The sequence below is a fragment of the Herbaspirillum camelliae genome (assembly GCF_001929405.1).
Taxonomy (GTDB): Bacteria; Pseudomonadota; Gammaproteobacteria; order Burkholderiales; family Burkholderiaceae_D; genus Herbaspirillum; species Herbaspirillum seropedicae.
This window is the reverse complement of sequence record NZ_KV880769.1, coordinates 4,972,109-4,997,703: the sequence shown is the minus strand read 5'-3', so window position 1 is coordinate 4,997,703 and position 25,595 is coordinate 4,972,109. Positions and strand designations below refer to the sequence as shown.

Here is a 25,595-nt window from a genome sequence, read left to right as displayed (position 1 = left end):
CATCGATCCACGATCCACGATCCATTGAGCAACGGCGCCCCTAGCGGGCGCCGTTGTCATTTTGTTATTTTGGTGAAGCGTTGTTCAGTTGTGCACGGATAATAGTGATATTGAAAGATTTCAATGATAATGTCGAAGTATTACTAGACAGCACTAAATGTACGCTCCCGTGTACGCGCCGGTTAATGCGCGCGCCGAGGTGTGCATTCCATCCAAGGGGGGAATCCTGCGCATGAAGAACTGGACGATCAAACAACGCATCCTGGGGAGCTTTGCCCTCATCTTGCTGCTGATGGCCTTGATGGCCGGGATTTCCGCCGTCAACCTGGGCCGTATCGAGAACGGCGCGACTGCGCTGCGCCAGGATTCCACGCCGGGCCTGTATTACAGCACCATGATCAATGCCGCCTGGTATGAAAACCTGCTGATGAGCCAGCAGATCGCCCAGATCGACACCAACGAAGCCGAACGCCAGGCCGACCTGGCCCTGTTGCGCCGCAATGGCGAACGTCTGGACCGCCTGCAGGAAGACTACGACAAGACCATCTTCAGCGATAGCGACCGCAAGCTCTTCGAGCAGTTCAAGGAAACGCGCCAGAAGTACCGCGCCATGATCAGCGAAGTCCTGAAGATGGATTTCAGTCAGCGCGCTCCCATCGACAAGATGTTCAATGAACAGATCCGGCCGCAGTGGCGCCAGGGTTACCAGCTGACCCAGCGCATGGTCGATACCAACAAGAGTATTGCCGATGACGCTGCCAGCCGCATCAACGATGCCGTCACCTCGGCCCAGTTCGCCATGCTCAGTTCGCTCATGGCGGCCTTGCTGGCGGCGCTGGTATGCGGTTTCTTCCTGATGCGGGCCATCAACGAGCCGCTGCAGAAGCTCATGGGCATCCTCGACTACATGCGTTCGGGTGATTTCTCGCGCCGGGTGGCGCTGGATCGCAATGACGAGTTCGGCCACCTCGGCAGCGGTTTCGACCGCATGACCGACGAGCTGACCGGGCTGGTCTCGCAGGCGCAGAAGTCCTCGGCGCGGGTGGCCACCTCGGTCACCGAGATCGCCGCCACGGCCCGCCAGCAGCAGGCCACCGCCGCCGAAACCGCCGCTACCACCACCGAGATCGGTGCTACCTCGCGCGAGATCCATTCCACCTCGCGCGACCTGGTGCGCACCATGAACGAGGTGTCGGTGGTCTCCGAGCAGACTTCCGCCCTGGCCGGCAATGGACAGGCGGGCTTGACGCGCATGGAAGACACCATGCAGAACGTCATGGACGCCGCCGGTTCGGTCAGCGCCAAGCTGGCCATCCTTAACGAGAAGGCCGGCAACATCAACCAGGTCGTCACCACCATCACCAAGGTGGCGGACCAGACCAACCTGCTGTCGCTGAACGCCGCCATCGAAGCCGAGAAGGCCGGCGAGCATGGGCGCGGCTTCTCGGTGGTGGCCACCGAAATCCGCCGCCTGGCCGACCAGACGGCCGTGGCCACCTATGACATCGAGGTCATGGTCAAGGAAATCCAGTCCGCCGTGGCCGCCGGCGTGATGGGCATGGACAAGTTCTCCGACCAGGTCCGGCGCGGCATGCAGGACGTGCAGACGGCCGGCAGCCAGCTCTCGCAGATCATCGCCCAGGTGCAGGCGCTGGCGCCGCGCTTCCAGATCGTCAACGAAGGCATGCAGGCCCAGGCCAACAGCGCCGAGCAGATCAATCAGGCGCTGGTACAGTTGTCCGAAGCCGCGCAGCAGACCGTGGAATCCCTGCAGCAATCCAGCCAGGCCATCGAGGAATTGCACGTGGTCTCCAATGAGTTGCGCAACGGCGTCTCGCGCTTCAAGGTGCAGGACTGACGCGCGCCCTGACATGGCTGTCCTGACTGATCCCCTGTTCTTGCTGTTCTCGCTAGGCGCGGACCGCTATGCCTTGCCCGTGGCGGAGGTGGCCGTGGTGCTGCCGCTGTCGCCCTGCAAGCAACTGCCCGGCGCGCCTCCCTGGGTCGCCGGCCTGCTGCCCTATGAAGGCCGCCACGTGCCCGTGATCGACCTCAGCCAGCGCACGCTGGGCCGTCCCGCCGCACAGCGGGTGAGCACGCGCCTGGTGCTGGTGCATGACCGCTCGCCGGCGGGCGAGCCGGCCTTGCTGGGACTGATCCTGGAGCAGGCCACCGATACTTTGCGCTGTGCCGAGCAGCACTTTGTCCGCGCCACGGTAGCGCATGATGAGACGCCGTACCTGGGGCCGGTCATGCCTTACCAGGGCGGCCTGTTGCAACGGGTGCAGGTGTCGGCGCTGCTGGACGCGGCCACGCGCGCCGTGCTCTATGCCCGGGAGGATGCATGAAGTCGCTGCAGGCCATCGCCGACAAGCTCAAGGCCGCCATGGGCATGGACATGACCACCGTCGGCGCCAGCCTGATCGAGCGCGTGGTGCGCGAACGCATGGCGGCGCTGGAGATGGAAGATGATGCCTTATACCTCTCCCTGTTGCTGACCTCGGCGGCCGAATTGCAGGCCCTGATCGAACTTGCCGTGGTGCCGGAGACCTGGTTCTTCCGCGACCGCGAAGCCATTCTTGCGGTGGCCCGCCTGGCCACCGAAAAAGTGTCGGCCCAGCCGGCAGCCATCCTACGCATCCTCAGCCTGCCATGCTCCACCGGCGAGGAGCCGTATTCCCTGGCCATGGCCTTGCTCGATGCCGGCCTCACGCCAGGGCAGTTCGTCATCGATGCCTATGACATCCGCACCCGTTCGCTGGAGATCGCGGCGGCGGGCCTGTATGGTCGCAATTCCTTCCGGGGCCAGGAGCTGGCGTTCCGGGACCGTCATTTCGACGTCGAGCAGGGCCAGTGGCGGTTGCATGAGCGCATCCGCAGCCAGGTGCGCTTTGCACCCGGCAACCTGCTCGCGCCGGACTTCCTGCGGCAGGCCCTGCCCTATGACTTTATCTTCTGCCGCAATGTGCTGATCTACTTCGAGCGTGACGTACAGCGTCAGGTGGTGCAATTGCTGGCGTCGGTGATGAAGCCCGATGCGCTCATCTTCGTCGGTCCGGCTGAGGGCGGCGTCCTGCTGGGACCCACCATGGAATCGGCGGGCATCGCCCTGGCTTTCGGCTTCCGCAAGCGCGTGGCGGCCACATTGCCGCCGCCGTCGCTGCCTGCCTGGGCGCCACTGGCGCAGGCGGCCCCGCCAGCGCCGACGCCGGTCAGGACGGACGCTGCACATCGCGCGCCGGCGTGGCGCCTTGCTGCCGCTACTGCCGTTGCTGCGGCCAGTGCTTCCTCACCAGCAGCGGCGCTGCCGGCCGGCTTGCTGGAACGCGCCCGTACGCTGGCCGACCAGGGGCAGTTCGCCCAAGCGGGGGAGCTGTGCGAACAAGCTGTGCAGCAGCAAGGGCCCAGCGCCGAGGCCTTCTATCTGCAGGGCCTGATCCACGACGCGGGCGGCCAGCAAGAGCTGGCCCAGCGCTGCTACCGCAAGGCCTTGTATCTGGAGCCAGACCACCAGGCGGCCTTGCTGCAGCTGGCGGCGCTGCTGCAGGCCCAGGGTGACGCCAGCGGCGCGCAGCGCATGCGCCAGCGCGCCGAGCGCATGGCCAAGCCAGGGGAGGGCGCGCATGGCTGAGATCGAACTGCTGGCCATCGACGATTGCTGGAACCGCATCGGCATCAAGGGCGACGGCTCCTGTCCGCAATTGCAGCAGCATGTGCGCTGCCTGAATTGCCCGACCTTCGCCCGTGCAGCGGTCCAGCAGCTCGATCGCGTGAGCCTGGCCAACCACGCCTTGCCCAGCTGGCAGGAGCCGGCCAGCCCCGCGCCCGGCGCGGAACTGGCCGCTGCACGCAGTTCGGTGCTGGTGGTGCGCATCGGCGTGGAATGGTGGGCCATCGCCACCACGGTGGTGCAGGAAGTGGCCGAGGCGCGTGTCGTGCACAGCCTGCCGCACCAACGCAATCCGGCCATCCTGGGCGTGCTCAACATCCGGGGCGCCTTGCGTATCTGTGTCTCGCTGGCGCAGTTGTTCCAGTTCGGTGCGGCTGCACCCAAGGCCTTGCCGCCCAAGTTGCTGGTGGCCGTGCATGACGGCCAGACGCTGGTGTTCCCGGTCGACGAGGTGGCCGGGGTGCATCGCCACGATGGCAGCCTGGGGCCGGTGCCGACCACCCTGGCCCAGGCCGCCATCCAGTACACCCGGGGCATGCTGGAATGGCGCGGTCACGCCATCGGCCTGCTGGACCACGAATTGCTGTTCTATGTACTCAACCGGAGCATGACATGAGTACGCCCGACCTGAGCCAGATGTCCATGCTGGACCTGTTCCGCTTCGAAGCGGAAAGCCAGATCGCCCAGCTCAACGCCAGCCTGCTGGCGCTGGAGCAGCAGCCCAACGCGGCCGATCATCTGGAAGCCTGCATGCGCGCCGGCCATTCGCTCAAGGGTGCGGCCCGCATCGTCGGCCTGGAGCCGGCGGTCAAGGTGGCCCATGTACTGGAAGATTGCTTCGTGCTGGCCCAGCAGGGCCGCTTGCTGTTGCAGAAAAAACATATCGACGTGCTGCTGCGTGGAGCAGATCTGCTGGCGCGCATCGCTGCGCCGCCAGACGGCGACGAGGCCTGGGCCGACCATGCCGGCAGCGCCGAGGTGCAGGCTTTCCTGGTGGCGCTGCCCAACGTGATGAGCGGAGGTGAGGCCGCTCCCTGGCCTGCACCCGCATCCACTTCCGCTCCCGCCCCGGCGGCGGCCGAGCCCGTTGTCGCGGCAGCAGCCCAGCTCATTGAGCCCGAGCCCGCCGAGCCCGCGCCCGTCCCGGCAGCACCGGCGGCTGGCGTGCATCTACCCAACGCAAGTGCTGCGCGCGCGGTGCGCGTGAGCGCCGAGAGTATGGACCGGTTGCTCGGGCTGACCGGGGAGTCGCTGGTGGAGTCGCGCCAGCTCAAGCCTTTTTCGGCCACCATGCTGCGCATGAAACGCACGCAGCGCGAGGCCATGCAGGCGCTGGACCTGCTGCAACAGACACTGGCTACGACCCAGCTCGATGAATTCGCCCAGACCGCCTTTGCCGAACTGCGCACGCTGATGCAGCAGAACCAGCAATTGCTGGGCGAGCAATTGAGCGCACTGGACGCCTTCGATCGCCGCTCGGTAAATCTGTCGCAGCGCCTCTACGATGAGGCGCTGGCCTGCCGCATGCGGCCCTTCACCGATGGCACGGCGGGGCTGGCGCGCATGGTGCGCGATGTGGGCAATACGCTGGGCAAGTCGGTGCGGCTGGACATCGTGGGCAATACCACCCAGATCGACCGCGACATTCTGGATAAGCTGGAAGCCCCCATCGGCCACCTGCTGCGCAATGCCGTGGACCATGGCATCGAAAGCAGCGCCCAGCGGCGCGCCGCCGGCAAGCCCGAGCAGGGCGTGATCCGGCTGGAGGCGCGCCACAGCGCCGGCATGCTGTTGATCGAGGTGGCCGACGACGGCGCTGGCATCGATATCGAACAGGTGCGCCGCGCCGTGGTCGCGCGCGGGCTGTCCAACCAGGAAACCGCTGAGCGGCTGTCGGAAGCCGAATTGCTGGAATTCCTGCTGCTGCCCAGTTTCAGCCTGCGCGACACCGTCACCGAAATCTCCGGCCGTGGGGTCGGACTGGATGTGGTGGCCGACATGCTCAAGCAGGTGCGCGGCACCATCCGCATCACCACCCAGGCCGGCCAGGGCAGCCGCTTCCTGATGCAGCTGCCGCTGACGCTGTCGGTGATCCGCAGCCTGCTGGTGGACATCGCCGGTGAACCTTATGCGTTTCCGCTGGCCTACGTCAATCGTACGCTGCGCTTGCCCGCCGAGGCCTTGCAGACGCTGGAGGGCTACCAGCACTTCAGCCATGGTGGGCGCCAGGTCGGGCTGGTCAGCGCCCATCAGGTCTTGCAGAAGGGCCAGTGGCGCTCGCGCGACGGCAGCGTCTGCGTGGTCGTCATCGGCGAGCAGGAACATACCTATGGGCTGGCGGTGGATGCCTTCCTGGGCGAGCGCATGCTGGTGGTGCAGCCGCTGGACCCGCGCCTGGGCAAGATTGCCGATGTGCTGGCCGGCGCGCTCATGGAAGATGGCACGCCCTTGCTGATCCTGGACGTGGCCGACATGTTGCGCACGGTGGAGAAGCTGACCTCTTCCGGCCGCCTGCAGACGGTGGACCAGGATGGCGCAGCGCCGACCACCACCGTGGCGCGCAAGAAGGTGCTGGTGGTGGATGATTCGCTGACCGTGCGCGAGCTGGAGCGCAAGCTGCTCACCAACCGCGGCTATCAGGTGACCGTGGCGGTGGATGGCATGGACGGCTGGAATGCCGTGCGCGCCGAGGACTTCGACCTGGTCATCACCGATATCGACATGCCGCGCATGGATGGCATCGAACTGGTGAGCCTCATCCGCGGCGCTGCGAACCTGCAGTCGCTGCCGGTGATGATCGTGTCGTACAAGGACCGTGAAGAAGACCGGCAGCGTGGCCTGGAGGCCGGTGCTGACCACTACTTCACCAAGAGCAGCTTCCATGACGAAAGCCTGTTGCAGGCCGTCACGGATTTGATTGGAGAGGCGACATAGTGAAGATCGGCATCGTCAATGACACCCCCATGATGGTGGAAGTGCTGCGACGGGTCATCGCCGAGAGCGGCCGCCATGAACTGATCTGGATCGCCCGCGATGGCGAACAGGCAGTGCAGATGTGCGCCTGGCAATTGCCCGACGTGGTCCTGATGGACTTGCTCATGCCCAAGGTCGATGGGGCCGAGGCTACGCGCCGGATCATGGAGGCCACCCCCTGTCCGATTCTGGTGGTGACCTCCGACATGGATACCTCGGCTGACAAGATCTATGAAGCCATGGGCTATGGCGCCCTCGACGCCACCCAGACGCCGGCCTTGATCGGGGCCGCCGGCAAGCGTGACGCAGCGGCCTTGATCGAAAAGATCGATAATCTCGGTCGCCTCTCCCCCGAAATGGTCAGCCCGCCGGTGCGCGGCGGCCGGGCCGAGACCCTGGCGCCGGCCCAGCCGGCGCACGTCGGCAGCCTGCCGCCGCTGGTGGCCGTGGGCGCCTCGGCGGGCGGGCCGGCAGCACTGGCGACCCTGCTCAAGGCGATCCCGCAGGGCTTTGCCGGAGCGATGGTGATCGTCCAGCATATCGATGCCGCCTTTGCGCCGGGCATGGCGCAGTGGCTGCAACAGCAATCGGCGCTCAAGGTGGGGCTGGCGCAGGAGGGCCAGGCTCCGCAACGCGGCGCGGTGCTGCTGGCGGCCAGCAATCGCCATCTGGTGGTCAAGGATGGCGGGCGGCTCGGTTATGTGGAGGGCGCGCCCAATGACGTCTACCGTCCTTCGGTGGACGTGTTTTTCCAGAGCATCGTGCGGCACTGGCCAGGCAAGGTTGCGGGTCTGCTGCTCACCGGCATGGGCCGCGATGGTGCGGCTGGCCTGAAGGCCTTGCGCGACAGTGGCGCCCACACCATGGCCCAGGACCAGAAAAGTTGCGCAGTCTACGGCATGCCCAAGGCCGCCGTTGCGCTCAATGCCGCCGTGGAAGTGCTGCCGGTCACCGGCATGGCCGCCCGGCTGCAAGCCATTATCATCTGAAGGAATACAGCATGAGTTCGGTGCATACCGACATCCCGTTGGGCAGTCCAGCGCTGCCGGCGGATGAATACAAGATCATGGTCTTGCTGGTCGATGACCAGCCCATGGTGGGCGAGGCGATCCGCCGCGCCCTGGCCAATGAGCCGCACATCGATTTCCATTTCTGCACCCGTGCCGAGGAAGCGCTGACCGTGGCCGAAAGGACCCGGCCCACCGTGATCCTGCAGGACCTGGTCATGCCGGGGGTGGACGGGATGACGCTGGTGCGGCAATACCGCGCCAGCGCCGTGCTGGTCAATGTGCCCATCATCGTGCTGTCCTCGCGCGATGACGCCGTGGTCAAGCGCGATGCATTTGCCGGCGGCGCCAATGACTACATGGTCAAGCTGCCCGACGTCATCGAGCTGGTGGCGCGCATCCGTTACCATTCGCGTTCCTACATCAACCTGCTGCAGCGCGACGCCGCCTACAGCGCCCTGCGTGAAAGCCAGCAGCAGTTGCAGAAGAGCAATTTCGAGCTGCAGCGCCTGACCAATACCGATGGCCTGACCGGCATCGCCAACCGCCGCTACTTCGACGACTACCTCGGTGCGGAATGGCGGCGGGCGCGGCGCGATGGCCTGGACCTGGCGCTCTTGCTCATCGATGTGGACTTCTTCAAGCTCTACAACGACAACTACGGCCACGTTGCTGGTGACGCCGCGCTACGGCAGGTCGCCGAGGCGCTGGACAGCAGCATCCAGCGTCCGGCCGACCTGTCGGCGCGCTTCGGCGGTGAAGAGTTCGCCATGATCCTGCCGCGCACGGGTCTGGATGGCGCCCACGCCATCGCGCAGAAGGTCTGCCATCTGGTCGAGTCGCTCCAGGTCCCCCATGAAGGCTCCAGCGTGAGCGCCTGGCTCACCGTGAGCGTGGGCGCGGCCACCCTGGTGCCGCAGGAGCAACAGGAGCTGCGTGAACTGATCGAGGCCGCCGACCGACGTCTGTACCTGGCCAAGCAGCAAGGACGCAATCGCGTCGTCTGGCAGGATGGCTGAACCGACGAGCCTGACCGGCCTACCAAGGAGAACCCGCATGCGCAGCATCGCCACACTCGAAGAACTGCAGTCGCTGGCCGGCCAGGAAGTGGCCACCAGCGACTGGATCACCGTCACCCAGGAACAGGTCAATCGCTTTGCCGAGGCCACCGGCGACCACCAATGGATCCACGTCGATCCCGAACGCGCCGCGCGCGCCTTGCCCTATGGCGGCACCGTGGCGCATGGTTTCCTCACGCTGGCCTTGCTGCCGCGCATGCTGGCGGATTCCATCGACTTCGGGCCGGACGTCAAGATGCTGCTCAACTATGGCCTCAATCGCGTGCGCTTTCCTGCGCCGCTGCCGGTGGGTCGGCGCGTGCGCGGCGTGATCGTGCTGCAGTCGGTGGAAGTCATCCCCGCCGGCGTGCAGTTGGTCTGGGAAGTGACGGTGCAATGCGAAGGCATGGACAAGCCGGTCTGCGCGGCCGAGTTCCTGGTGCGTCGCTATTGACGCACCTGCCGGCATGGCCGGCAGGGTTCCTCGCCAATACTCACGGGTTTTGTCGCCTGCTTGCATCGTCGTTGCCGCGTTGCCAATAATTTCGTGCAGTCTGTCAAAAGAAGGTGCTAAGGTGCAATGCACGTGGCGAGCATGCGCCACTGCACCCTCCGGGCGACAGTGCGCCGGACTGCCGCGTGTTTGTCGATGAAGCCGCCATGACGTCAGAACGCCTTCCACACCGTGCCGACAGCGCCTTCCATGAGAAGGCGCTGGCCTACCATCAGCTCACGCTGACCTATATCGCCCGAGGCGCCCCGCTGGACCAGTTGCTCGATCGCATCGCGGTCGGTTTTGCCCGGGCCTATCCCGAACGTTCGCTCGCCATCTTCCTCTACGATGACCAGGCCCGCCGCATGCAGGCAGGGGCGGCGCCGCACATCGCGCCGGCGCTGGTGACGCAGATCCTGGACTTGCCTGCCGAGGCCGCCGATACCCCCGATTTCTGGCAGCGTGTCAACGACCTGGCAAGCCGCCATGGTGTGCGCTTGGCCGAGATGCTGCCGCTGCGTTCCTTTGCCGGGGAGCTTGCCGGCGTCCTGATGATCGCCGTCGCCGATGTCGACAGCGGCTTCGAGGAAGACCAGGCCTATCGGCAGACGGTCAGCGCGGCCCTCTCGATGGCCATGCTGGCCATTGAGCGCGCGCTGGTGCCGGGCCATGTGCTCACCCCGCGCGACGCACCCGACCAGGCCTACGAACGCATGGCGCTGGCCATCGAGGGCAGTGGCACTGGCATCTGGGATCGCAATGCGGTCACCGGCGAGATGTACTACTCGCGCGGCTGGAAAGCCATCCTCGGTTACGAGGACTGGGAGCTGTCCAGCCACCTGGCCGACGCCTACCAGCGCATCCATCCCGACGACCTGGCGTACGTGCAGCAGACCATCCGCCAGCATTTCGAGGCCAGGTCCGATCACTACCAGGTCGAGCACCGCATCCGCTGCCAGGATGGTAGCTACAAATGGATCAGCAGTCGCGGCAAGGTGGTGGCGCGTGATGCACAGGGTAATGCGCTGCGCATGATCGGCACCACCACCGACATCACCGAGATCAAGCGGCTCACCGAAAAGCTGGGCAAGAGCAGCCGCATGCTCGACTACCTCACCAGTGAAATCCCCGGCATGGTGTTCCAGTTCAAGGTGCCGCCGGGTGCGCCCGGCTATTTCACCTATGTCAGCGAGGGCGCGCGCGAGACCTATGGCCTGACGCCCCAGCAACTGCTGGAGAACCCGGCCATCATTGATACGGTGATCCATCCGGAAGACATGCCGCTGTACGAGGCGGCGCGTGAGGCTGTGTTCGCGGGTGCTGAGCACTGGACGCTGGAATTCAGGGTGCTGCCGCCGGGCCAGAGCGTGCGCTGGTTGCGCGGCCAGTCCAGGCCGCGTCGGCTCGATGACGGTACTACGCTGTGGCATGGCTTCATCACCGACATCAGCCAGAGCAAGTCCATCGAGCTGGAACTGCAGGAATTCGCCCTGACCGACTACCTCACGCAATTGCCCAACCGCCGTTACTTCATGCAGCGTCTGCAAGAGGAATACAGCCGCATCCAGCGCAGCGTCACGGCGGGGGCTGCGGTGCTGATGTGCGACCTGGATCATTTCAAGCGCATCAATGACCGCCTGGGGCACGCCGTCGGCGATCTGGTGCTGAGGCACTTTGCCGCCGTACTCAAGAGCCAGTTGCGCAAGAGCGATACCGCTGGCCGTTTGGGTGGGGAAGAGTTTGCCATCATCCTGACCGGTGCTGACCGGCAGGCGGCGGCGGACTTTGCTGCCCGCCTGCAGCATCGCTTCGCCGGCCAGCCGCTGATCCATGAGGGGCGCGAAGTGAAGGTGACCCTGTCCATCGGCGTGGCCCTGATGCAGGCCGACAGTGTCGGTCAGGAGCACGTGTTGCGGGCCAGCGATGACGCCTTATATCGCGCCAAGGAAAAAGGGCGCAACCGTGTCGAGTTTGCGCCCTTTGGGTCGGTCGGCGGCGGCTGATCGCGCCGCCCGCTGACACCGTCAGCTGCGGGTTCAGCGTTTCTGGTACTGGCTCTTGCCGAACAGCACTTCGCGGGCTTTGTCGTCATGCAGCGGCTTGCGCTTGTCGGCCAGCACGGTCACGCCGCGCTGCACGGCCGGACGTGCGCTGATGGCGTCGTACCAGCGCTTGACGTTGGGGAAGTCGTCCAGATCGATACCCTGGTTCTTGTGCGAACGGGTCCAGGGGAAGCAGGCTATGTCGGCGATGGTGTAGTGCTCGCCGGCCAGGTAGGCGTGCTGGCCGAGCTGCTTGTCCATCACCTGATAGAGGCGGCGCGCTTCGTTGGTGTAGCGGTTCACGGCGTATTCGATCTGCTCGGGCGCATACAGGCGGAAGTGGTGCGCCTGGCCCAGCATCGGCCCCAGGCCGCCCATCTGGAACATCACCCATTGCAGCACTTCATACTTCTCGCGGGTGGTCTCGCCCAAGAAGCGGCCGGTCTTGCCGGCCAGGTAGATCAGGATCGCGCCGGATTCGAACAGCGAGATCGGCTCGCCATCCGGGCCATCGGGGTCCACGATGGCGGGGATCTTGTTGTTGGGCGAGATCTTCAGGAATTCGGGCGTGAACTGGTCGCCAGCGCCGATATCGATGGCGTGGGCGGTGTAGGGCAGGCCGCATTCTTCCAGCATGATGTGGACCTTGTGGCCGTTGGGCGTGGCCCAGCTGTAGACGTCGATCATGGATGTCCTTTTTTGCGTGTCGTGTTGAGGGGGAAGGTCACGGAACGGAAAATGATATAAATGATTTACGGGGCGATGACCTTACAGCTTTGCCAGCCGCTCCAGCGCAAGTTGCAGCGTTTCATCCTTCTTGGCGAAGCAGAAGCGCACGATGCCCGATTCCCTGGGCGTGTTGTAGAACGCCGAGACCGGAATGGCGGCCACGCCGATCTCGCTGGTGAGCCACTTGCAGAATTCGGCTTCAGGCAGCTCCGAGATGGCGCCGTATTTCACGCACTGGAAGTAGGTGCCTTGCGAGGGCAGCAGCTCGAAGCGGGTGTTGGCCAGGCCGGTGCGGAAAAGGTCACGCTTGTGCTGGTAGAAGGCCGGCAGGTCCAGGTAGGGGGCCGGGTCCTTCATGTAGGCGGCCAGGCCGTACTGCACGGGCGTGTTGACGGTAAAGACGTTGAACTGGTGGACCTTGCGGAATTCCGCCGTGAGCGCCGCCGGTGCGGCCACATAGCCGACCTTCCATCCAGTGACGTGGTAGGTCTTGCCGAAGCTGGAATTGATGAAGCTGCGCTCGGCCAGTTCCGGATGGCGCGCCAGCGACTCATGCGGCTGGCCATCGTAGACCATGTGCTCATAGACCTCGTCGGAGAGGATCAGGATGTCGGTGCCGCGCACGATCTCGGCCAGCGCCGCCACGTCGGCCGCGCGCATGACGCTGCCGGTCGGATTGTGCGGGGTGTTGACCATGATCATGCGGGTCTTGGGGGTGACGGCCGTCTTGACCTTGTCCCAGGGGATGCTGTAGCCCTGCGCCCCCACTTCCATCTGCACGAACACCGGCACGCCGCCGGCCAGTTCGATGGCTGGCACGTAGCAGTCGTAGACCGGTTCGATGACGATGACTTCATCGCCCGGATGGACCGCGCACAGCACCGAGGTCAGGATGCCCTGGGTGGCGCCGGCGGTGACGGTGATCTCGGAGATCGGGTCATAGCGATGGCCGTAGAGCTTCTCGACCTTCTCGGCGATCGCTTCGCGCAGCACCAGCACGCCGGCCATGGGCGGATACTGGTTCAGCCCTTCCTGCATGGCCTGGGTGACGGCGGCCACCAGGGCCGGGTCGCAATGGAAGTCGGGAAAGCCTTGGCCCAGGTTGACCGCGCCTTTTTCGCTGGCCAGGGCCGACATGACGGTGAAGATGGTGGTGCCCACCTTGGGCAGCTTGGTGACGATGTTGGGGGTGCTCATTGCAGCGGGCTCGTTCTTGTGATGATCGCAAGCCCGTTATTCTAGCCGGATTCCTGGCGCGGTTCAGGCCGGCGGCGCGAGGAAGGCGTCGGCGCGCCAATGCTGCGGCGGCACGATGGCGAACAGGCCACGCTTTAAGGTGCGCTTGGCGAGCTTGAGCACAGCCTTGTCCTTGCTCACCAGGACATGGGCGCGGCATTGCAGGGCCAGTTCCAGGAATTTCTGGTCGTCGCGGTCGGTGCACAGTGGCAGGCCGAAGGTGTTGACCTCGGCCAGCGGCAGGCAGTGCAGCAGGCGGTCGAAGTCGGCGCAGATGGCCGGCTTGTTCTCGGCGGTCACGGGCAGGTGCGGATACTCCAGCACGGCCAGCCATTCGCTGCGGCAATCCTCGCGGGTGTAGGCTTCCACGCTGCCGTCTTCCAGGGCTTGCAGCAAGGCGGCCCAGCGCGGATCGCGGAAGACGAATAGGTCCAGGCAGACATTGGTGTCCAGCACCACCCGCTGGCGCCCAAGGGGCGCGGCAGCGGTCGGCGGGAGGGAAAGCGGGGAGGGGACGGAGGGTGTTGCCAGGATGCTCATTGAATGCCAGGGATGAAACTAGTTGTCGATGCCACGGTTGCCGGGCGGTGGCGCTTCCTGCTTGACAAAGAAATCGCAGCCGGCCTCGAGCGCATCATACCCCTGATCGGTGACACGCCAGAAATTATGCATGTCCACCGCCGCCAGCCCACGGTCATAGAGCAGGCGCAGGTGGTGCAGGATCACTTCCGGCGCAACCTGGCCGGGCAGGGCGCTCTGGATCTTCTCGACGTCGCCGTAGAGGGTGCCGAAGGATGCCAGCTGCTTCAGGATTTCTCCCATGAGGGCTTTGTCGCGTTTCATGATCTCCTCCTTGCCATTGGGGGCGTTGGCGCATTGGTGCGTTGGGGGCTGCGAGGCGCGGCTCCTGCCGGTATGGACAACATCTGGCGGCTGAAGTGCCGCGTCGGTTCTGCTTGCCCGGTACTCCTGTTGATTAACGGCAAGTTACGGCTTGAACTTGAATGCCGTGACGCAATCCCAGAACGCGCCCCGCTTTGGTGCATGGGGCGCAGCGCATGAGGCAGACGCCTGACGCCTGTTTCAGTGTAGGAGCCGCAAGCTCATCAGCAAAGGCGCGATAGCTGCCTTTTTTGTCGGCCAGATCGGGGCATCGCCTGTCTTGCGCATGGGACGGCGGGCGCAAGCTGCCCGCTTTGGGTATCATGGCGGCCAACTTGTCCCAACCTGATCATTGGATGAACGCCTCATGCTGATTGTTTTGTCTCCCGCCAAGTCGCTGGACTATGACACGCCCCCCACCACCGATGTCCATACCACCCCGGCCTTCGTGCCGCGTTCGGCTGAACTGATCGAGGTGCTCAAGACCAAGTCGCCGGCCGAGATCGGCAGCCTCATGGGTATTTCCGACCAACTGGCCGTACTCAACGTGAACCGCTACGCCAGCTGGTCGCGCAAGTTCAGCAGCAAGAACGCCAAGCAGGCCGTGCTGGCCTTCAATGGCGATGTCTACGAAGGGCTGGATGCGGCCTCCCTGAACGCCCGCCAGCTCGACTACCTGCAAGGCCACGTACGCATTCTCTCGGGCCTGTACGGCATGCTGCGACCGCTGGACCTGATGCAGCCCTATCGCCTGGAAATGGGTACCAAACTGGCCAATCCGGGCGGCAAGGACCTCTACGCCTTCTGGGGCAGCGAGATCACCGAAGCCCTCAATGGCGAGCTGGCGGCGCAGAAGACGCCGGTGCTGGTGAACCTGGCCTCGGAGGAATATTTCAAGGTGGTCAAGCCCAAGCTGCTCAAGGCCCAGGTGATTGCCCCGGTGTTCGAGGACTGGAAGGGCGGCAAGTACAAGATCATCTCCTTCTACGCCAAGCGCGCGCGCGGGCTGATGGCCCGCTATGCGGCCCTGAACAACATCAACCAGCCTGAAAAGCTCAAGGCCTTCGACCTGGAAGGCTATGCCTTCGCCCCCGAGGCCTCCAGCGAGAAGAACTGGGTGTTCCGCCGCAAGCTGGAAGCCTGATCGCGGGTGGCTGTCGTTGACTGCAGCTGACTGCAAATGATTGCCGGCCGGCGGGCAAGGCCTGTCGTGCCGGCAATCATTGCGTAAAAGATATAAATCATTTGCAACGATGTGCCGCGTTGCAAATGCGCAGTATTTCCTTCCCCGGCACATTCCCTATGGTCATTTGAACACTGGCTGCGCTATGCTCACTGCAAACGGGTGACGGCGGCGCAGACCACCGCACCTGTGGCAATCCAGCCCCGTCCTGTGCGCGGGTTTGTTGCTGCCAGCTCCAGGCTGGCAGCCCTGGTGTTGTTCGGAGACCCCAAGCCGATGGTGACCGTCAAGCCCGATGATGCCCAGCCGCAGTACTTCGCCGCGCCGCTGCCGGTAGGCAGTTTCACGGTCTATTCGCTTGATGAGGCCCGCCTGAGCCTGAAGGCCGGCCAGCTCGATCTGTTGCAGATGTCGCCGGGCAAGCTCAATTACTCGCTGTCGATGAGCCAGCTGGGGCATATCCAGATCTATCGCGAGCGTTCCGACAAGCCCTTGCTCAAGCGCGGCGTGAACTGGCCGGGTTCGCTGGTGTTCAGCTTCGTGGTCTAGGCGCGTGGGCGCGGCTGGCTCTCGGGCCGGGCGGTCGATCCGCAGGCCAGCCTGGTGGCCGATGGCGAAGCGTTGCCCGAGATCATTACCCCCGCAGAGCTGGACCTGGTGTTCATCGTAGTAGACCGGCAATGGCTCAGCGAGCGCATCGGCGACGGCGCCAGCCGGCAGATCACTGGCGGCGCTCGCAACCTGCGCTGCTTCGCAGCATGGCATGAGCACGCGCTGGTGCTGCGCAGATTGTTTCCGCTCTTGCCCGGCCAGGCGCGCCTGGGCCAGCCGAGCCCGTCCATCGGCCACTGCGCGCTGGCGCCGCGCTCCAGTGCGGGCGGTGGCAGCCTGGCCGAGGACATGGTGCTGGAGGCCTTGCTGGAGGTGCTGGGTTCGGTGCATCGTGTCGAAGCGCTGCGCGAGACCGATCAAAAGCGCCTGATCGACCAGGCCCGCCGGCTCATGCGCGGCGACGCCCCCGAGCGCGCCACCATGACCCAGGTGGCGGCCCACCTGGGCGTGAGCCGGCGGCACTTGCAGACCTGCTTCAATACCTCCGTGGGCATTCCCGCCATTGAATTCGTACGGGCCGAACGGCTCAACCAGGTGCGCAAGGCCCTGGTAGAGGCGCGTCGCGCAGGCCTGGAGGTGTCTATCGGTGATATCGCCGCTGACTGGGGTTTCTGGCACCTGAGTCGCTTTGCCGCCGACTACCGCGACATGTTCGGCGAGCTGCCCTCCAAGACCTTGCGGCCCTACGCGCCGCCGGCGGCGCGCCGCGTTGCACAACGGATCACTTCCCAAAACGGATAACGGCGCGCAGAAGCCTCTTTCTAGAATCCCCGAACCACTTCACAAGAAAGGTTTGGGGCATAACATGAATGACATCTGCTGCACCGGGCGCCGCGCCAGCGCCGCCGCTTGTTCCGCACTCTCCGTAGTCTGTCTTGGCGCGTTCTTCTCCCTGCCTGCGCAGGCGGTCGAGCAGGGCGCCACCATCACGCCCATCGGCATCACCGACTTCGGCGCGGGCATGCTGCCGCCGTCATCGCCTTACGGCACCGTCGGCGTGCGGGCGTCCTACTATTCGGCCTCGACCCTCAAGGATGGCGCGGGCAAGTCCATTCCCAATGACTTCCACATCGACGTCAAGACGCTGGCGCTGGCCTACTTCTACATGACCGATGTCGAGGTGCTCGGCGCCAGGTTCGGTGTGGGTGGCGTGCTGCCCTTCATCGACATCAGCGGCGGGCTCAAGGTCGGCACGCCCGCAGGCCCCTTGTCGGTATCAGGCCGGGATTCGGGCCTGGGCGACATGCAGGTGTTGCCCTTCATCCTGGCCTGGCAACTGCCGCCCAGCGTATTCGTCAATGCCGGCCTGATGATCCAGGCGCCGACCGGCGCCTACAGCACCAGCAAGGCCTTCAACGCCGGGGTCAATCACTGGACCTATTCTCCCTTTGTCGGGGCGACCTACATCACGTCCTCCGGCCTGGAGCTGTCGACGCAGGTATCGCTCAATGTGAATACCGTCAACCCGGCCACGCGCTACCGCAGTGGCGTCGAGTATCGGCAGGAGTTCGCCATTGGCCAGCGCATCCAGTCCTGGACTGCGGGGCTGGCGGGGTATGTCTACCGGCAACTGAGCGATGACAGCGGCCCCGGCTCCGGCGATGGCAATCGCGGCCGGGTCTATGCGCTGGGACCCGCGGTGAGTTTCGCCCAGCCTGGGCTGCCGCTGGTCACGCTGCACGGCTACCAAGAGTTCGGTGCGCGCAATCGCGCCGAGGGCTACAACCTGGCGCTGCGCCTGGCCATGACGTTCTGAGGAGGATCACCATGCACGCCTCGCTGTTCCCCCGTTCCGTGGCCGGACCACGGCAGGGCCTGGTCATCCAGCTGGCCAGCAGCCTCACCATCATGGGGTCGGTCATGATCGCCCCGATGCTGCCCAAGATCACCGCCGAATTTGCCGCCGTCGAAGCGGATGCGCTCACGCTGGCGCCCTTGATCGTAGCCGGGCCGGCGCTGGCCATCGCCCTGTTCGCGCCCGTGGCCGGCATGCTGGCCGACCGCTTCGGACGCAAGTCCATGCTGCTGCTGGGTTGCCTGCTGTATGCGCTGTTCGGCGCGCTGCCGGTGCTGCTGCATGAGCTCAGGCTGATCCTGTTGAGCCGCCTGCTGTTCGGTTGCGCCGAAGCGCTCATCATGACCTGTTGCACCACGCTCATTGCCGACTACTGGCCGCCGCGTGAGCGCATGCGCTACATCAACCGCCAGGTGATCACCATCGGCGTGGTGGGCGCCTTGTTCTTCGTCATTGGCGGCGTGGCCGGGGAGGGCTCGTGGCGCACGCCTTTCCTGCTGTATCTGACACCGCTGCTGATGCTGCCCGCCATCGCCGCCTGGCTGTGGGAGCCGGATCGGCGCCAGGAAGACAGCCATGCCGCGCCTGCCCTGAGCGGCGGGGTGCGGCGCACCGTGTTGACGGCCTGCTTCCTGATCTTTGCCGGCATGGTGACCTGCTTCGTGGTGACGGTGATGACGCCGACGGTGCTGGTCATGCGCGGTGTCACCTCGACCTCGCTCATCGGGGCGGCAGCCGGCCTGGCCATCCTGTGTACCTTGATCGGCTCGATCGCCTGGCCCTTCGTGCGTGAGCGCATCGGCGTGGCGGGCGTCAATGCCTTGCTGCTGGGCTGCATGGCCGCAGGGCTGTGCGTGCTGGCCTTGGCGCCGTCCTATCCGGTGGTGCTGGTGGCGATGGTGCTGCAGGGTTTTGGCGCGGGCTTCCTGGTTTCCAATGCATCCTTGCCGCTGCTGCTGGGCCTGCCGTCGCATCTGCGGGCACGCGGGGTGGGGGCGTTTACAGCCTGCCTCTATCTGGGCCAGTTCGCCAGTCCGCTCATCATCACCGCCATCGCCCAGCCGCTGGGCGGCATGCCGGCCGGGCTGGCCAACGCCATCCTGGTCTGGGCCCTGCTGACGATGGTGTTGGCGCTGGTCTGGCTGGTGGTCGGCCTGCGCCATGCGCGGCCGCAGCCGGGGCCAGTGACGCACTGAGTGCAGGCGCGTGCGCGCTTTTCCTGATTATCTTCGCTGTTTTTTTTCACTGTGGCGCGATGTCCGCCGGGCATCGCGCACCTCTTCGCACGAAAGCGATCCATCCATGCATACCGTCTCTTCTTCTTCCCTGGTCCGTCCGCAGGATGGGCTTGATCTGGCCCAGCGTATCCGCCAGGGCGAACTCTCGCCCGGTGACGCATTGGACCAGGCCATCGAACGGCTCGAGCAGGTCAATCCTGCGCTCAACGCCGTGGCCGAAAAGCTCTACCACCTGGGTGAGCAAAGCGTGGCCCAGGGCTTGCCCGAGGGGCCTTTCCGTGGGGTGCCGATGCTGACCAAGGATCTGTTTACGCCACTGGCCGGCGCCAGGATGAGCAATGGTTCGCTGCTGCTCAAAGACAATGTCATGCCGGTCGACGCCGAGCTGGTGACGCGCTTGAAGAAGGCCGGCTTTACGATCTTCGGCACCACCACGTCGCCTGAATTCGGCACCTCCTATACAACCGAGTCGCGCCTGTTCGGCGCCACCCGCAATCCCTGGTCGCTGGAGCATAGTTGCGGGGGTTCCAGTGGCGCGGCGGCGGCGCTGGTGGCCGCGCGCGTGCTGCCCATTGCGCACGGCAACGATGGCGGCGGCTCATTACGGGTGCCGGCCTCGGCCTGCGGGGTGTTCGGGCTGAAGCCCTCGCGCGGACTCATGCCGATGGGGCCGCTGGCTGGCGAGGGCTGGGCGGGTATGAGCACCAGCCATGTCATGAGCCTGTCGGTGCGCGACAGCGCCGCCGTGCTCGATCAACTGGCCGGGGCCGATCTGGGCGCGCCCTATGCGGCCCCGCATTACCGTCAGAGTTTCCTGGCGGCGGCCACCGGCGCTGCGCCGCAGGGCTTGCGCATTGGCCTGGTGACGCACCTGCCGCCCTGGCCCACCCATCCTGACTGCCTCGAGGCCGTGCAGAGGACGGCGGCGCTGTGCCAGCAACTGGGCCATCATGTGGAAGAGGCCCGCTTGCCGGTGGATGGACTGGAGTTCTACGACACCGTCTTCACCATCATCGGTTCGCAGACCCGCAACCTGATGAACCTGCTGGCGCGCATGGCGGGCCATCCGCTGGACGAGCAGGCGCTGGAAGCGCGCCACCGTGTCATCCTGCGCGACAAGGGCCGACTGTCAGGGGCTGACTATGCGGCGGCGGTGGATTACCTGCATGCATTCGGACGTCGTATGGCCGAGCTGATGCAGCGCTATGACCTGATCCTCACGCCGACCATGGCGCAGCCACCGGCGCGCATCGGCGCCCTGACCGTGCGGGAGGAGCAGTCCCTGGCTGAGCTGATCCACACCTTCCACGGTTATTCTCCCTTCACGGCGCTGTGCAATGCCAGCGGCCAGCCGGCCATGTCGGTGCCGCTGCACTGGAATGACCAGGGCTTGCCGATCGGTTCGCACTTCTGTGCCGGGTTTGGCGACGATGCGTTGCTCTTGGCCGTGGCCGCGCAACTGGAGCAGGCCGCGCCCTGGGCGCATCGCCGGCCGCCGGTCTGCGCCACATGAGGTGAGCGGTCCGCGCAGAAACGAAAAACCCCTGTCGGCAGACAGGGGTTTTTTGTGAGGCAGGCCAATCCGGTCGAGGGGTGCTTACCAGAGTTTCCACCAGGGCTTGGACTTGGGCTTGGGACCGCCGTTGTACCAGGGGCTGTTGGGATAGGTGGCCTGGATGATGCGCTCGGTGTCTTCCTTGAGCTTGGTCTGGCCCAGCGCTTCGTAGGAGCGCATCAGGATGAACAGCGCTTCTTCGTTGGCCGGCGAGTCCGGATACTGCTTGATGGCCGATTGAGCACGGTTGGCCGCCGACACATAGGCGCCGCGGCGGAAGTAGTAGCTGGCCACGTGGACGTCATACTGGGACATGGCGTTGACCAGGTATTTCATGCGGGCAATGGCGTCCGGGGTGTACTTGCTGTCCGGGAAACGTTCGGCCAGCAGCTTGAACGAGTCGAAGGCGTCACGCATGGCCTTGGGGTCGCGTTCGGTGTTGTCCTGGTCGGTGAAGGTATCGAAGATGCTGGTGCGGTCATTGAAATTGATCAGGCCGCGCAGGTAGTACATGTAGTCCACATTGGGGTGGTTCGGGTGCAGCTTGATGAAGCGGTCCACCGCCGCCAGGCCTTGCGCCTGCTCGTTCTGGCGGTAGTAGGCATAGGCGATGTCCATCTGGGCCTGCTGCGCATAGGTGCCGAACGGGTAGCGCGATTCCAGCTTCTCGAAGTACTTGATGGCCTTGTCGTAGCCGCCGGCATTCAGTTCGTCCTTGGCTTCCGAGTATAATTTCGCGGCAGACCAGCCGGTCGTCTCGTCCTTTTGTTCCGGCAAGAGGCCGCAGGCGGTCAGCGAGAGGGCAAAACCGATGATGAAGAACTTCAATAAGATTTTGTGCATGACTCTTGTGTGCTTGTCTGGGACTTATCAGTTGTGCATGGCGCTGTGCGCCTACCCGAGCCGGCTGCATCGATACCCGAAATACAATCAACCCGATCCGGCGATTATAGCTGATGTCACGTAAGAAACCCCTTCAGATTACAAATGGCGATGTGCCAATGACTACCGACCTCCCGCAGGTGGACGATTTCGACGACGACCAGAGTGACGGCGACGAAAACGGCCCCGGCCTGGAGCCACTCACCCTGCGCCTGGACGATGAGGTCATCGGGCAGCGCCTGGACAAGGTGCTCTCGGGCCTGCTGCCCGAGTTTTCCCGCAGCCGCATCCAGCAATGGATCGAGGATGGCCATGTGACCGTCAACGGTGCGCCGGCCAAGGCCAAGATGACCATGCTGGGCGATGAGCTGGTGGAGGTGGCCCCGCAGTCCGTCCCCGCCGACCAGCCCTATGGCCCCGAGCCGATGGCGCTGGACATCCTGCACGAGGACAAGGCCCTGATCGTCCTGAACAAGCCGGCCGGCCTGGTGGTGCATCCTGCCGCCGGCAACTGGAGCGGCACGCTCCTGAATGGCCTGCTGCACCACTGCCCGGCGTTGGCCAAGGTGCCGCGCGCAGGCATCGTGCACCGGCTGGACAAGGACACCAGCGGCATCATGGTGGTGGCCAAGACCCTGGCCGCCCAGACCGATCTGGTGCGCCAGTTGCAGGCGCGCAGCATGAAGCGCCAGTATCTGGCCCTGGTGTGGGGGCTGCCGCAGCTCTCTGGCACCATCAATGCGCCCATGGCCCGTCATCCGCGTGATCGCATCAAGATGGCGGTGTCGCAGAGCATGCGCGCCAAGCCCGCAGTGACCCATTACCGCCGCCTGGCCACCGGCGAGATCGATCGCAAGCCGGTCAGTCTGATCCATTGCCGTCTGGAAACCGGACGCACCCACCAGATCCGCGTGCACCTGCAATCGCTGGGTTTCCCGCTGGTGGGGGATGCGCTCTATGGCAAGCATCACCTGGTCTCGGTCTTCCCCCGCCAGGCCTTGCTGGCCGGGCGTCTGGGACTGCTGCACCCGAGCACGGGCAAGTTCCGCCAGTGGGCGGCGCCGCTGCCCGAGGACATCGTGGCGCTGCTGCAACGCGCCGGCATTGATCCGGCGCTGGCGATCATCCCCGAGATGAGCGACGAGCCCGACGAGGTCATCAGCGACGATGACTTCGATGACGATTATTGAGGCGCCCGCACCATGGAACTGCTTCTGCCTGACTGGACTGCGCCAGCCAACATCGGCGCGCTGACCACCTTGCGCGCTGGCGGCTTCAGTCCTGCCCCCTATGATGACGGGCAGGGCGGCCCCGGCCTGAACCTGGGCCTGCATGTGGAAGACGATGCGGCCCTGGTGGCGTGCAATCGCGCGCTGCTGGGCCGGCTCTTGCCCAGCGAGCCGGCGTGGCTCACGCAGGTGCATGGCGTGACCGTGCTCGACGCTGCCGCGCTGCCCGATCAGCCCATGGCCGATGCCTGCATCAGCAGCACCCCCGGCGCGGTGTGCGTGATGATGACGGCCGATTGCCTGCCGGTGCTGTTCTGCGACCGTGCCGGCAGTGTGGTGGGCGCGGCTCATGCCGGCTGGCGCGGGCTGGCGGCCGGAGTGCTGGAGCACACCGTAGCCGCCATGCGCGCGCGGGGTGCGCAAGACATCATGGCCTGGCTGGGCCCGGCCATTGGTCCGGATCACTTCGAGGTCGGTGGCGAGGTCAGGCTGGCTTTCATGGAGCAGCAGGCTGCGGCGGCCAGCGCCTTCCGCGATTATCCTGGCCGCCCCGGCAAGTACCTGGCCGACATCTACCAGTTGGCGTGCCAGCGGCTGGCCACCGTGGGGGTGACCGAGGTCAGTGGCGGCGGCCTGTGCACCGTGGCCGATACGCGCTTCTATTCCTACCGGCGTGACAAGACCACGGGGCGGATGGCTTCGCTGATCTGGCTGAAGTGATGTGATCTCACGGAACTGAAGTGACCCATCAGGGCGGCTCTTGCAGCCGCCTTTTTTCATGGGCTCAGGGATGCGCCTGCAGCGCCTGGATCAGTTCGCGGGTGTGGCTGGGCAAGCCCTCCAAGCCGCGCACGCAGATCAGCAACTGGCGTCGGCTCCAGCCATCGGAGAGCGGGATGGCGCGGATATCCATGTGGGGCGTGCTGGCCAGGGCCGCTGTCTCCGGCACCACGGCTACGCCCACCTGATGTTCGACCATGCGGCAGATGCCATCGAAGCTGCGCAGGCGCACCCGGTATTGCAGGCGCTTGCCGGCGCGGGTGGCGTGGCCCGAGAGGTGCTGCTGCAAGGCGCTGTCGCCGGACAGGCCGACGAAATCCTCGCCCAGCAGTTCGGCAAAGGCCAGCGACTTGCGGCGCGCCAGGGGATGGCGTTTGGATAATACCGCCACCAGGTGGTCCTGGCGGAAGGGATAGGTCTGCAGCGGGCCGCTGTCGGTAGAGTCGGCAATGATGCCGACGTCGGCCACGCCATCGACGACGGCCTGCACCACTTCATAGCTCAGTTTTTCTTCCAGCTCGATATCGGTATGCGGGTGCTGCGCCAGGAAGCGCGCCAACACCTCCGGCAGGAACTCGGTCATGGCCGAGGTATTGCACAGCAGGCGGATGTGGCCCTTGAGGCCGCGCGCGTACTGGCCCAGTTCATCACGCAGTTGTTCCATCTGCTGCGCCATCATGCGCGCATGATGCGCCAGCGCCCGTCCGGCGTCGGTGGTCTGCACGCCGCGCCGGCCGCGTTCCAGCAAGGGTGTGCCCAGCGCGTCTTCCATGTTGCGGATGCGCGCACTGGCCGAGGCCAGCGCCATGTGGGCGCGCTGCGCCCCGCCGGTGATGCTGCCGCTCTCGACGATGTGCAGGAACAGGCGCAGGTCGGATAGTTCGAATCGGTTGCTCATGGAAGAGGGGGGAGGGGAGAAATGAGCCTTCGTCCTGGCCGAAGGCTGGCTAAGTGTATTCCACATTTCCAGTCGGCGCGAGGACTGGCAGACTGGTAAGCCTTCGAAGACTTGCCAGCCTTCCAAGCCTTCTCAACCTTTCCCGCCGCAGGGCGCTTTTCCATTTTCGTCATGAGCAGCTTCCTTTCCAGCATCGACATGAGCGCTACCGTGCTGGCGGCCAGCCTGGCTGTGTTCCTGCTGGCCGGCTTCGTCAAGGGTGTCATTGGTCTGGGCTTGCCGACCGTGGCGGTGGGCTTGCTGAGCCTGATGATGCCGCCGGTGCAGGCAGCGGCCTTGCTGATCGTGCCGTCCATGGTGACCAATGGCTGGCAGTTGTTCACCGGCGGCGCCTTGGGCGTGCTGCTGCGGCGCCTGTGGACGCTGCTGGCCGGCATCGTGCTGGGCACGCTGGCCGGCGGCAGCTTCATGAACGCCGATGGCGGCCGCCGCGCCATCATCGTGCTGGGCCTGGCGCTGGTGCTCTATGCGCTGGCCGGGCTGGCTTCCTGGACACCGTCCGTGAGTCCGGCGCAGGAGAAGTGGTGGTCGCCTGCGGTCGGCCTGGCGACCGGGCTGGTGACCGCGGCCACTGGCGTGTTCGTCATTCCCGCCGTGCCCTACCTGCAGGCGCTGGGCTTGCCGCGCGAACAACTGATCCAGGCCTTGGGGCTATCCTTCACGGTCTCCACGCTGGCCCTGGCGATCAACCTGGGGCAGGGCGGAGCCTTCAGCGGTGGCGTAGGCTGGGCTTCGCTGGTGCTGCTGCTGCCGGCGCTGTTGGGCATGTCCATCGGAGCGCGCGTACGTGGCAGGGTGCAGGCAGTCACCTTCCGCCGCTGCTTCTTCATCGGATTATTGCTGCTGGGTCTGCATCTGGCATCGGCGCTGCTGCGCCAGGGAGGTGCTCCATGAACGCATCGCGCCTGCCGGCAGTCTGGAAGATCGAGGGGCCGCGCGAGCGCCAGCCCAACGAAGTCCATGTGTATGCCTACCTGGAGGGCAGCATGATCGCCATGCTTGACTGTGAGTTACGTGAAAGTGACATCGTGCAGTTACGTATGGCCTATGTCTCTCCTCCCTGGCGCGGATCGGCCGTCTTGCGCGACATGCTTGCTGTACTGAAACACCGCTATGGCCGCATCGACCTGCGGCGTGATCTCAAAAACTGAGTTTCTGGTCCCGGGATGATGGATGTTGCGCTGCGCAAACCGGCCTGTGGCAAGGGCTGCAGACGCATGCCACTGAATTGCCGGGGAGCAGTTTTGTTAGTCTTTGCGGCTCCGTGTCGCTG

Annotated in this window: 25 protein-coding genes; 19 read left to right on the top strand and 6 right to left on the bottom strand. The window is 65.1% G+C overall.

Features of this window, described 5'->3' with window-relative positions:
* Positions 1 to 232: 232 nt before the first annotated feature.
* The 9 genes from BGK68_RS22310 to BGK68_RS22270 all read left to right on the top strand — a co-directional run bounded on the left by BGK68_RS22310 (position 233) and on the right by BGK68_RS22270 (position 11,204).
* A complete protein-coding gene (locus BGK68_RS22310) occupies positions 233 to 1,858 on the top strand; it encodes a methyl-accepting chemotaxis protein (RefSeq protein WP_075258867.1) in 1,626 nt (541 codons plus the stop codon).
* Between the two features lie 13 nt (positions 1,859 to 1,871).
* Positions 1,872 to 2,348 carry a chemotaxis protein CheW gene (locus BGK68_RS22305; RefSeq protein ID WP_075258866.1) on the top strand — a complete coding sequence of 159 codons (477 nt, stop codon included), beginning with the start codon at positions 1,872 to 1,874 and terminating at the stop codon, positions 2,346 to 2,348.
* Positions 2,345 to 3,631, top strand: coding sequence for a CheR family methyltransferase (locus BGK68_RS22300; protein ID WP_075258865.1), 1,287 nt, complete (start codon positions 2,345 to 2,347; stop codon positions 3,629 to 3,631). The genes BGK68_RS22305 and BGK68_RS22300 overlap by 4 nt, the downstream gene beginning before the upstream one ends.
* Complete coding sequence (locus BGK68_RS22295; protein ID WP_075258864.1) at positions 3,624 to 4,286, top strand: chemotaxis protein CheW; 663 nt, start codon at positions 3,624 to 3,626, stop codon at positions 4,284 to 4,286. Before BGK68_RS22300 ends, BGK68_RS22295 begins: the two co-directional genes overlap by 8 nt.
* Positions 4,283 to 6,604 (top strand): hybrid sensor histidine kinase/response regulator, encoded by a 2,322-nt coding sequence (locus BGK68_RS22290; protein ID WP_075258863.1) that lies wholly within the window; start codon positions 4,283 to 4,285, stop codon positions 6,602 to 6,604. The genes BGK68_RS22295 and BGK68_RS22290 overlap by 4 nt, the downstream gene beginning before the upstream one ends.
* On the top strand, positions 6,604 to 7,632 hold the full coding sequence (gene cheB / locus BGK68_RS22285; protein ID WP_075258862.1) for a chemotaxis response regulator protein-glutamate methylesterase: 1,029 nt from the start codon (positions 6,604 to 6,606) through the stop codon (positions 7,630 to 7,632). Before BGK68_RS22290 ends, cheB begins: the two co-directional genes overlap by 1 nt.
* 11 nt (positions 7,633 to 7,643) lie before the next feature.
* Positions 7,644 to 8,669, top strand: a complete 1,026-nt coding sequence (locus tag BGK68_RS22280) for a GGDEF domain-containing response regulator (protein ID WP_075258861.1) — start codon at positions 7,644 to 7,646, stop codon at positions 8,667 to 8,669.
* Positions 8,670 to 8,706: 37 nt separating this feature from the next.
* A complete protein-coding gene (locus tag BGK68_RS22275) occupies positions 8,707 to 9,162 on the top strand; it encodes a MaoC family dehydratase (protein WP_075258860.1) in 456 nt (151 codons plus the stop codon).
* 206 nt (positions 9,163 to 9,368) lie between these two features.
* Complete coding sequence (locus tag BGK68_RS22270; protein ID WP_143433138.1) at positions 9,369 to 11,204, top strand: sensor domain-containing diguanylate cyclase; 1,836 nt, start codon at positions 9,369 to 9,371, stop codon at positions 11,202 to 11,204.
* A gap of 33 nt (positions 11,205 to 11,237) precedes the next feature.
* Here BGK68_RS22270 and BGK68_RS22265 read toward each other — a convergent pair whose 3' ends face one another.
* From BGK68_RS22265 to BGK68_RS22250, 4 genes are all read right to left on the bottom strand, one after another.
* The gene (locus BGK68_RS22265) at positions 11,238 to 11,930 is read right to left on the bottom strand and encodes a glutathione binding-like protein (protein WP_075258859.1); all 693 of its coding nucleotides are present in this window, start codon (positions 11,928 to 11,930) and stop codon (positions 11,238 to 11,240) included.
* A gap of 81 nt (positions 11,931 to 12,011) precedes the next feature.
* The gene (locus BGK68_RS22260) at positions 12,012 to 13,169 is read right to left on the bottom strand and encodes a pyridoxal phosphate-dependent aminotransferase (protein WP_075258858.1); all 1,158 of its coding nucleotides are present in this window, start codon (positions 13,167 to 13,169) and stop codon (positions 12,012 to 12,014) included.
* A 63-nt stretch (positions 13,170 to 13,232) separates the two neighbouring features.
* On the bottom strand, positions 13,233 to 13,748 hold the full coding sequence (locus tag BGK68_RS22255) for a putative toxin-antitoxin system toxin component, PIN family (RefSeq protein ID WP_075258857.1): 516 nt from the start codon (positions 13,746 to 13,748) through the stop codon (positions 13,233 to 13,235).
* 18 nt (positions 13,749 to 13,766) lie between these two features.
* Positions 13,767 to 14,051, bottom strand: coding sequence for a hypothetical protein (locus BGK68_RS22250; protein ID WP_075258856.1), 285 nt, complete (start codon positions 14,049 to 14,051; stop codon positions 13,767 to 13,769).
* Between the two features lie 406 nt (positions 14,052 to 14,457).
* Here BGK68_RS22250 and yaaA point away from each other — a divergent pair, with 406 nt between their 5' ends.
* The 6 genes from yaaA to BGK68_RS22225 all read left to right on the top strand — a co-directional run bounded on the left by yaaA (position 14,458) and on the right by BGK68_RS22225 (position 20,431).
* Positions 14,458 to 15,234 carry a peroxide stress protein YaaA gene (gene yaaA, locus BGK68_RS22245; protein ID WP_075258855.1) on the top strand — a complete coding sequence of 259 codons (777 nt, stop codon included), beginning with the start codon at positions 14,458 to 14,460 and terminating at the stop codon, positions 15,232 to 15,234.
* A 291-nt stretch (positions 15,235 to 15,525) separates the two neighbouring features.
* Positions 15,526 to 15,822: a hypothetical protein gene (locus BGK68_RS28440; RefSeq protein ID WP_233149383.1), complete on the top strand. Its 297-nt coding sequence runs from the start codon at positions 15,526 to 15,528 to the stop codon at positions 15,820 to 15,822.
* A gap of 54 nt (positions 15,823 to 15,876) precedes the next feature.
* Positions 15,877 to 16,626, top strand: a complete 750-nt coding sequence (locus BGK68_RS22240; protein WP_233149382.1) for an AraC family transcriptional regulator — start codon at positions 15,877 to 15,879, stop codon at positions 16,624 to 16,626.
* Between the two features lie 64 nt (positions 16,627 to 16,690).
* The gene (locus BGK68_RS22235; protein WP_075258854.1) at positions 16,691 to 17,641 is read left to right on the top strand and encodes a SphA family protein; all 951 of its coding nucleotides are present in this window, start codon (positions 16,691 to 16,693) and stop codon (positions 17,639 to 17,641) included.
* 11 nt (positions 17,642 to 17,652) lie between these two features.
* The gene (locus BGK68_RS22230) at positions 17,653 to 18,876 is read left to right on the top strand and encodes an MFS transporter (RefSeq protein WP_233149381.1); all 1,224 of its coding nucleotides are present in this window, start codon (positions 17,653 to 17,655) and stop codon (positions 18,874 to 18,876) included.
* Positions 18,877 to 18,982: 106 nt separating this feature from the next.
* A complete protein-coding gene (locus BGK68_RS22225) occupies positions 18,983 to 20,431 on the top strand; it encodes an amidase (protein WP_075258852.1) in 1,449 nt (482 codons plus the stop codon).
* A gap of 84 nt (positions 20,432 to 20,515) precedes the next feature.
* On the opposite strand, the gene BGK68_RS22220 is transcribed toward BGK68_RS22225, so the two are convergent.
* Positions 20,516 to 21,316 (bottom strand): outer membrane protein assembly factor BamD, encoded by an 801-nt coding sequence (locus BGK68_RS22220; protein ID WP_013234961.1) that lies wholly within the window; start codon positions 21,314 to 21,316, stop codon positions 20,516 to 20,518.
* 113 nt (positions 21,317 to 21,429) lie between these two features.
* Here BGK68_RS22220 and BGK68_RS22215 point away from each other — a divergent pair, with 113 nt between their 5' ends.
* Both BGK68_RS22215 and pgeF read left to right on the top strand, forming a co-directional pair.
* Positions 21,430 to 22,545, top strand: coding sequence for an RluA family pseudouridine synthase (locus BGK68_RS22215; RefSeq protein ID WP_075258851.1), 1,116 nt, complete (start codon positions 21,430 to 21,432; stop codon positions 22,543 to 22,545).
* A gap of 12 nt (positions 22,546 to 22,557) precedes the next feature.
* Positions 22,558 to 23,304: a peptidoglycan editing factor PgeF gene (gene pgeF, locus BGK68_RS22210; RefSeq protein WP_075258850.1), complete on the top strand. Its 747-nt coding sequence runs from the start codon at positions 22,558 to 22,560 to the stop codon at positions 23,302 to 23,304.
* 64 nt (positions 23,305 to 23,368) lie between these two features.
* Here pgeF and BGK68_RS22205 read toward each other — a convergent pair whose 3' ends face one another.
* Positions 23,369 to 24,262, bottom strand: a complete 894-nt coding sequence (locus BGK68_RS22205; RefSeq protein ID WP_075258849.1) for a LysR substrate-binding domain-containing protein — start codon at positions 24,260 to 24,262, stop codon at positions 23,369 to 23,371.
* A 171-nt stretch (positions 24,263 to 24,433) separates the two neighbouring features.
* Here BGK68_RS22205 and BGK68_RS22200 point away from each other — a divergent pair, with 171 nt between their 5' ends.
* Together BGK68_RS22200 and BGK68_RS22195 are read left to right on the top strand one after the other, a co-directional pair.
* Positions 24,434 to 25,216 (top strand): sulfite exporter TauE/SafE family protein, encoded by a 783-nt coding sequence (locus tag BGK68_RS22200; RefSeq protein WP_075258848.1) that lies wholly within the window; start codon positions 24,434 to 24,436, stop codon positions 25,214 to 25,216.
* Positions 25,213 to 25,473 carry a hypothetical protein gene (locus BGK68_RS22195; protein WP_075258847.1) on the top strand — a complete coding sequence of 87 codons (261 nt, stop codon included), beginning with the start codon at positions 25,213 to 25,215 and terminating at the stop codon, positions 25,471 to 25,473. Before BGK68_RS22200 ends, BGK68_RS22195 begins: the two co-directional genes overlap by 4 nt.
* Positions 25,474 to 25,595 lie beyond the last annotated feature (122 nt).

What these genes read in the sequence shown, in the direction of transcription:
- BGK68_RS22280 (WP_075258861.1), top strand. Translation starts at nt 7,644, where the DNA reads ATGAGTTCGGTGCATACCGACATCCCGTTGGGCAGTCCAGCGCTGCCG.
- yaaA (WP_075258855.1), top strand. Translation starts at nt 14,458, where the DNA reads ATGCTGATTGTTTTGTCTCCCGCCAAGTCGCTGGACTATGACACGCCC.
- BGK68_RS22200 (WP_075258848.1), top strand. Translation starts at nt 24,434, where the DNA reads ATGAGCAGCTTCCTTTCCAGCATCGACATGAGCGCTACCGTGCTGGCG.
- BGK68_RS22305 (WP_075258866.1), top strand. Translation starts at nt 1,872, where the DNA reads ATGGCTGTCCTGACTGATCCCCTGTTCTTGCTGTTCTCGCTAGGCGCG.
- BGK68_RS22205 (WP_075258849.1), bottom strand. Translation starts at nt 24,262, where the DNA reads ATGAGCAACCGATTCGAACTATCCGACCTGCGCCTGTTCCTGCACATC.
- BGK68_RS22260 (WP_075258858.1), bottom strand. Translation starts at nt 13,169, where the DNA reads ATGAGCACCCCCAACATCGTCACCAAGCTGCCCAAGGTGGGCACCACC.
- BGK68_RS22230 (WP_233149381.1), top strand. Translation starts at nt 17,653, where the DNA reads ATGCACGCCTCGCTGTTCCCCCGTTCCGTGGCCGGACCACGGCAGGGC.
- BGK68_RS22195 (WP_075258847.1), top strand. Translation starts at nt 25,213, where the DNA reads ATGAACGCATCGCGCCTGCCGGCAGTCTGGAAGATCGAGGGGCCGCGC.
- BGK68_RS22220 (WP_013234961.1), bottom strand. Translation starts at nt 21,316, where the DNA reads ATGCACAAAATCTTATTGAAGTTCTTCATCATCGGTTTTGCCCTCTCG.
- BGK68_RS22235 (WP_075258854.1), top strand. Translation starts at nt 16,691, where the DNA reads ATGAATGACATCTGCTGCACCGGGCGCCGCGCCAGCGCCGCCGCTTGT.
- BGK68_RS22265 (WP_075258859.1), bottom strand. Translation starts at nt 11,930, where the DNA reads ATGATCGACGTCTACAGCTGGGCCACGCCCAACGGCCACAAGGTCCAC.
- BGK68_RS22215 (WP_075258851.1), top strand. Translation starts at nt 21,430, where the DNA reads ATGTCACGTAAGAAACCCCTTCAGATTACAAATGGCGATGTGCCAATG.
- BGK68_RS22250 (WP_075258856.1), bottom strand. Translation starts at nt 14,051, where the DNA reads ATGAAACGCGACAAAGCCCTCATGGGAGAAATCCTGAAGCAGCTGGCA.
- BGK68_RS22300 (WP_075258865.1), top strand. Translation starts at nt 2,345, where the DNA reads ATGAAGTCGCTGCAGGCCATCGCCGACAAGCTCAAGGCCGCCATGGGC.
- pgeF (WP_075258850.1), top strand. Translation starts at nt 22,558, where the DNA reads ATGGAACTGCTTCTGCCTGACTGGACTGCGCCAGCCAACATCGGCGCG.
- BGK68_RS22310 (WP_075258867.1), top strand. Translation starts at nt 233, where the DNA reads ATGAAGAACTGGACGATCAAACAACGCATCCTGGGGAGCTTTGCCCTC.
- BGK68_RS22290 (WP_075258863.1), top strand. Translation starts at nt 4,283, where the DNA reads ATGAGTACGCCCGACCTGAGCCAGATGTCCATGCTGGACCTGTTCCGC.
- BGK68_RS22270 (WP_143433138.1), top strand. Translation starts at nt 9,369, where the DNA reads ATGACGTCAGAACGCCTTCCACACCGTGCCGACAGCGCCTTCCATGAG.
- BGK68_RS22255 (WP_075258857.1), bottom strand. Translation starts at nt 13,748, where the DNA reads ATGAGCATCCTGGCAACACCCTCCGTCCCCTCCCCGCTTTCCCTCCCG.
- BGK68_RS22275 (WP_075258860.1), top strand. Translation starts at nt 8,707, where the DNA reads ATGCGCAGCATCGCCACACTCGAAGAACTGCAGTCGCTGGCCGGCCAG.
- BGK68_RS22225 (WP_075258852.1), top strand. Translation starts at nt 18,983, where the DNA reads ATGCATACCGTCTCTTCTTCTTCCCTGGTCCGTCCGCAGGATGGGCTT.
- BGK68_RS22295 (WP_075258864.1), top strand. Translation starts at nt 3,624, where the DNA reads ATGGCTGAGATCGAACTGCTGGCCATCGACGATTGCTGGAACCGCATC.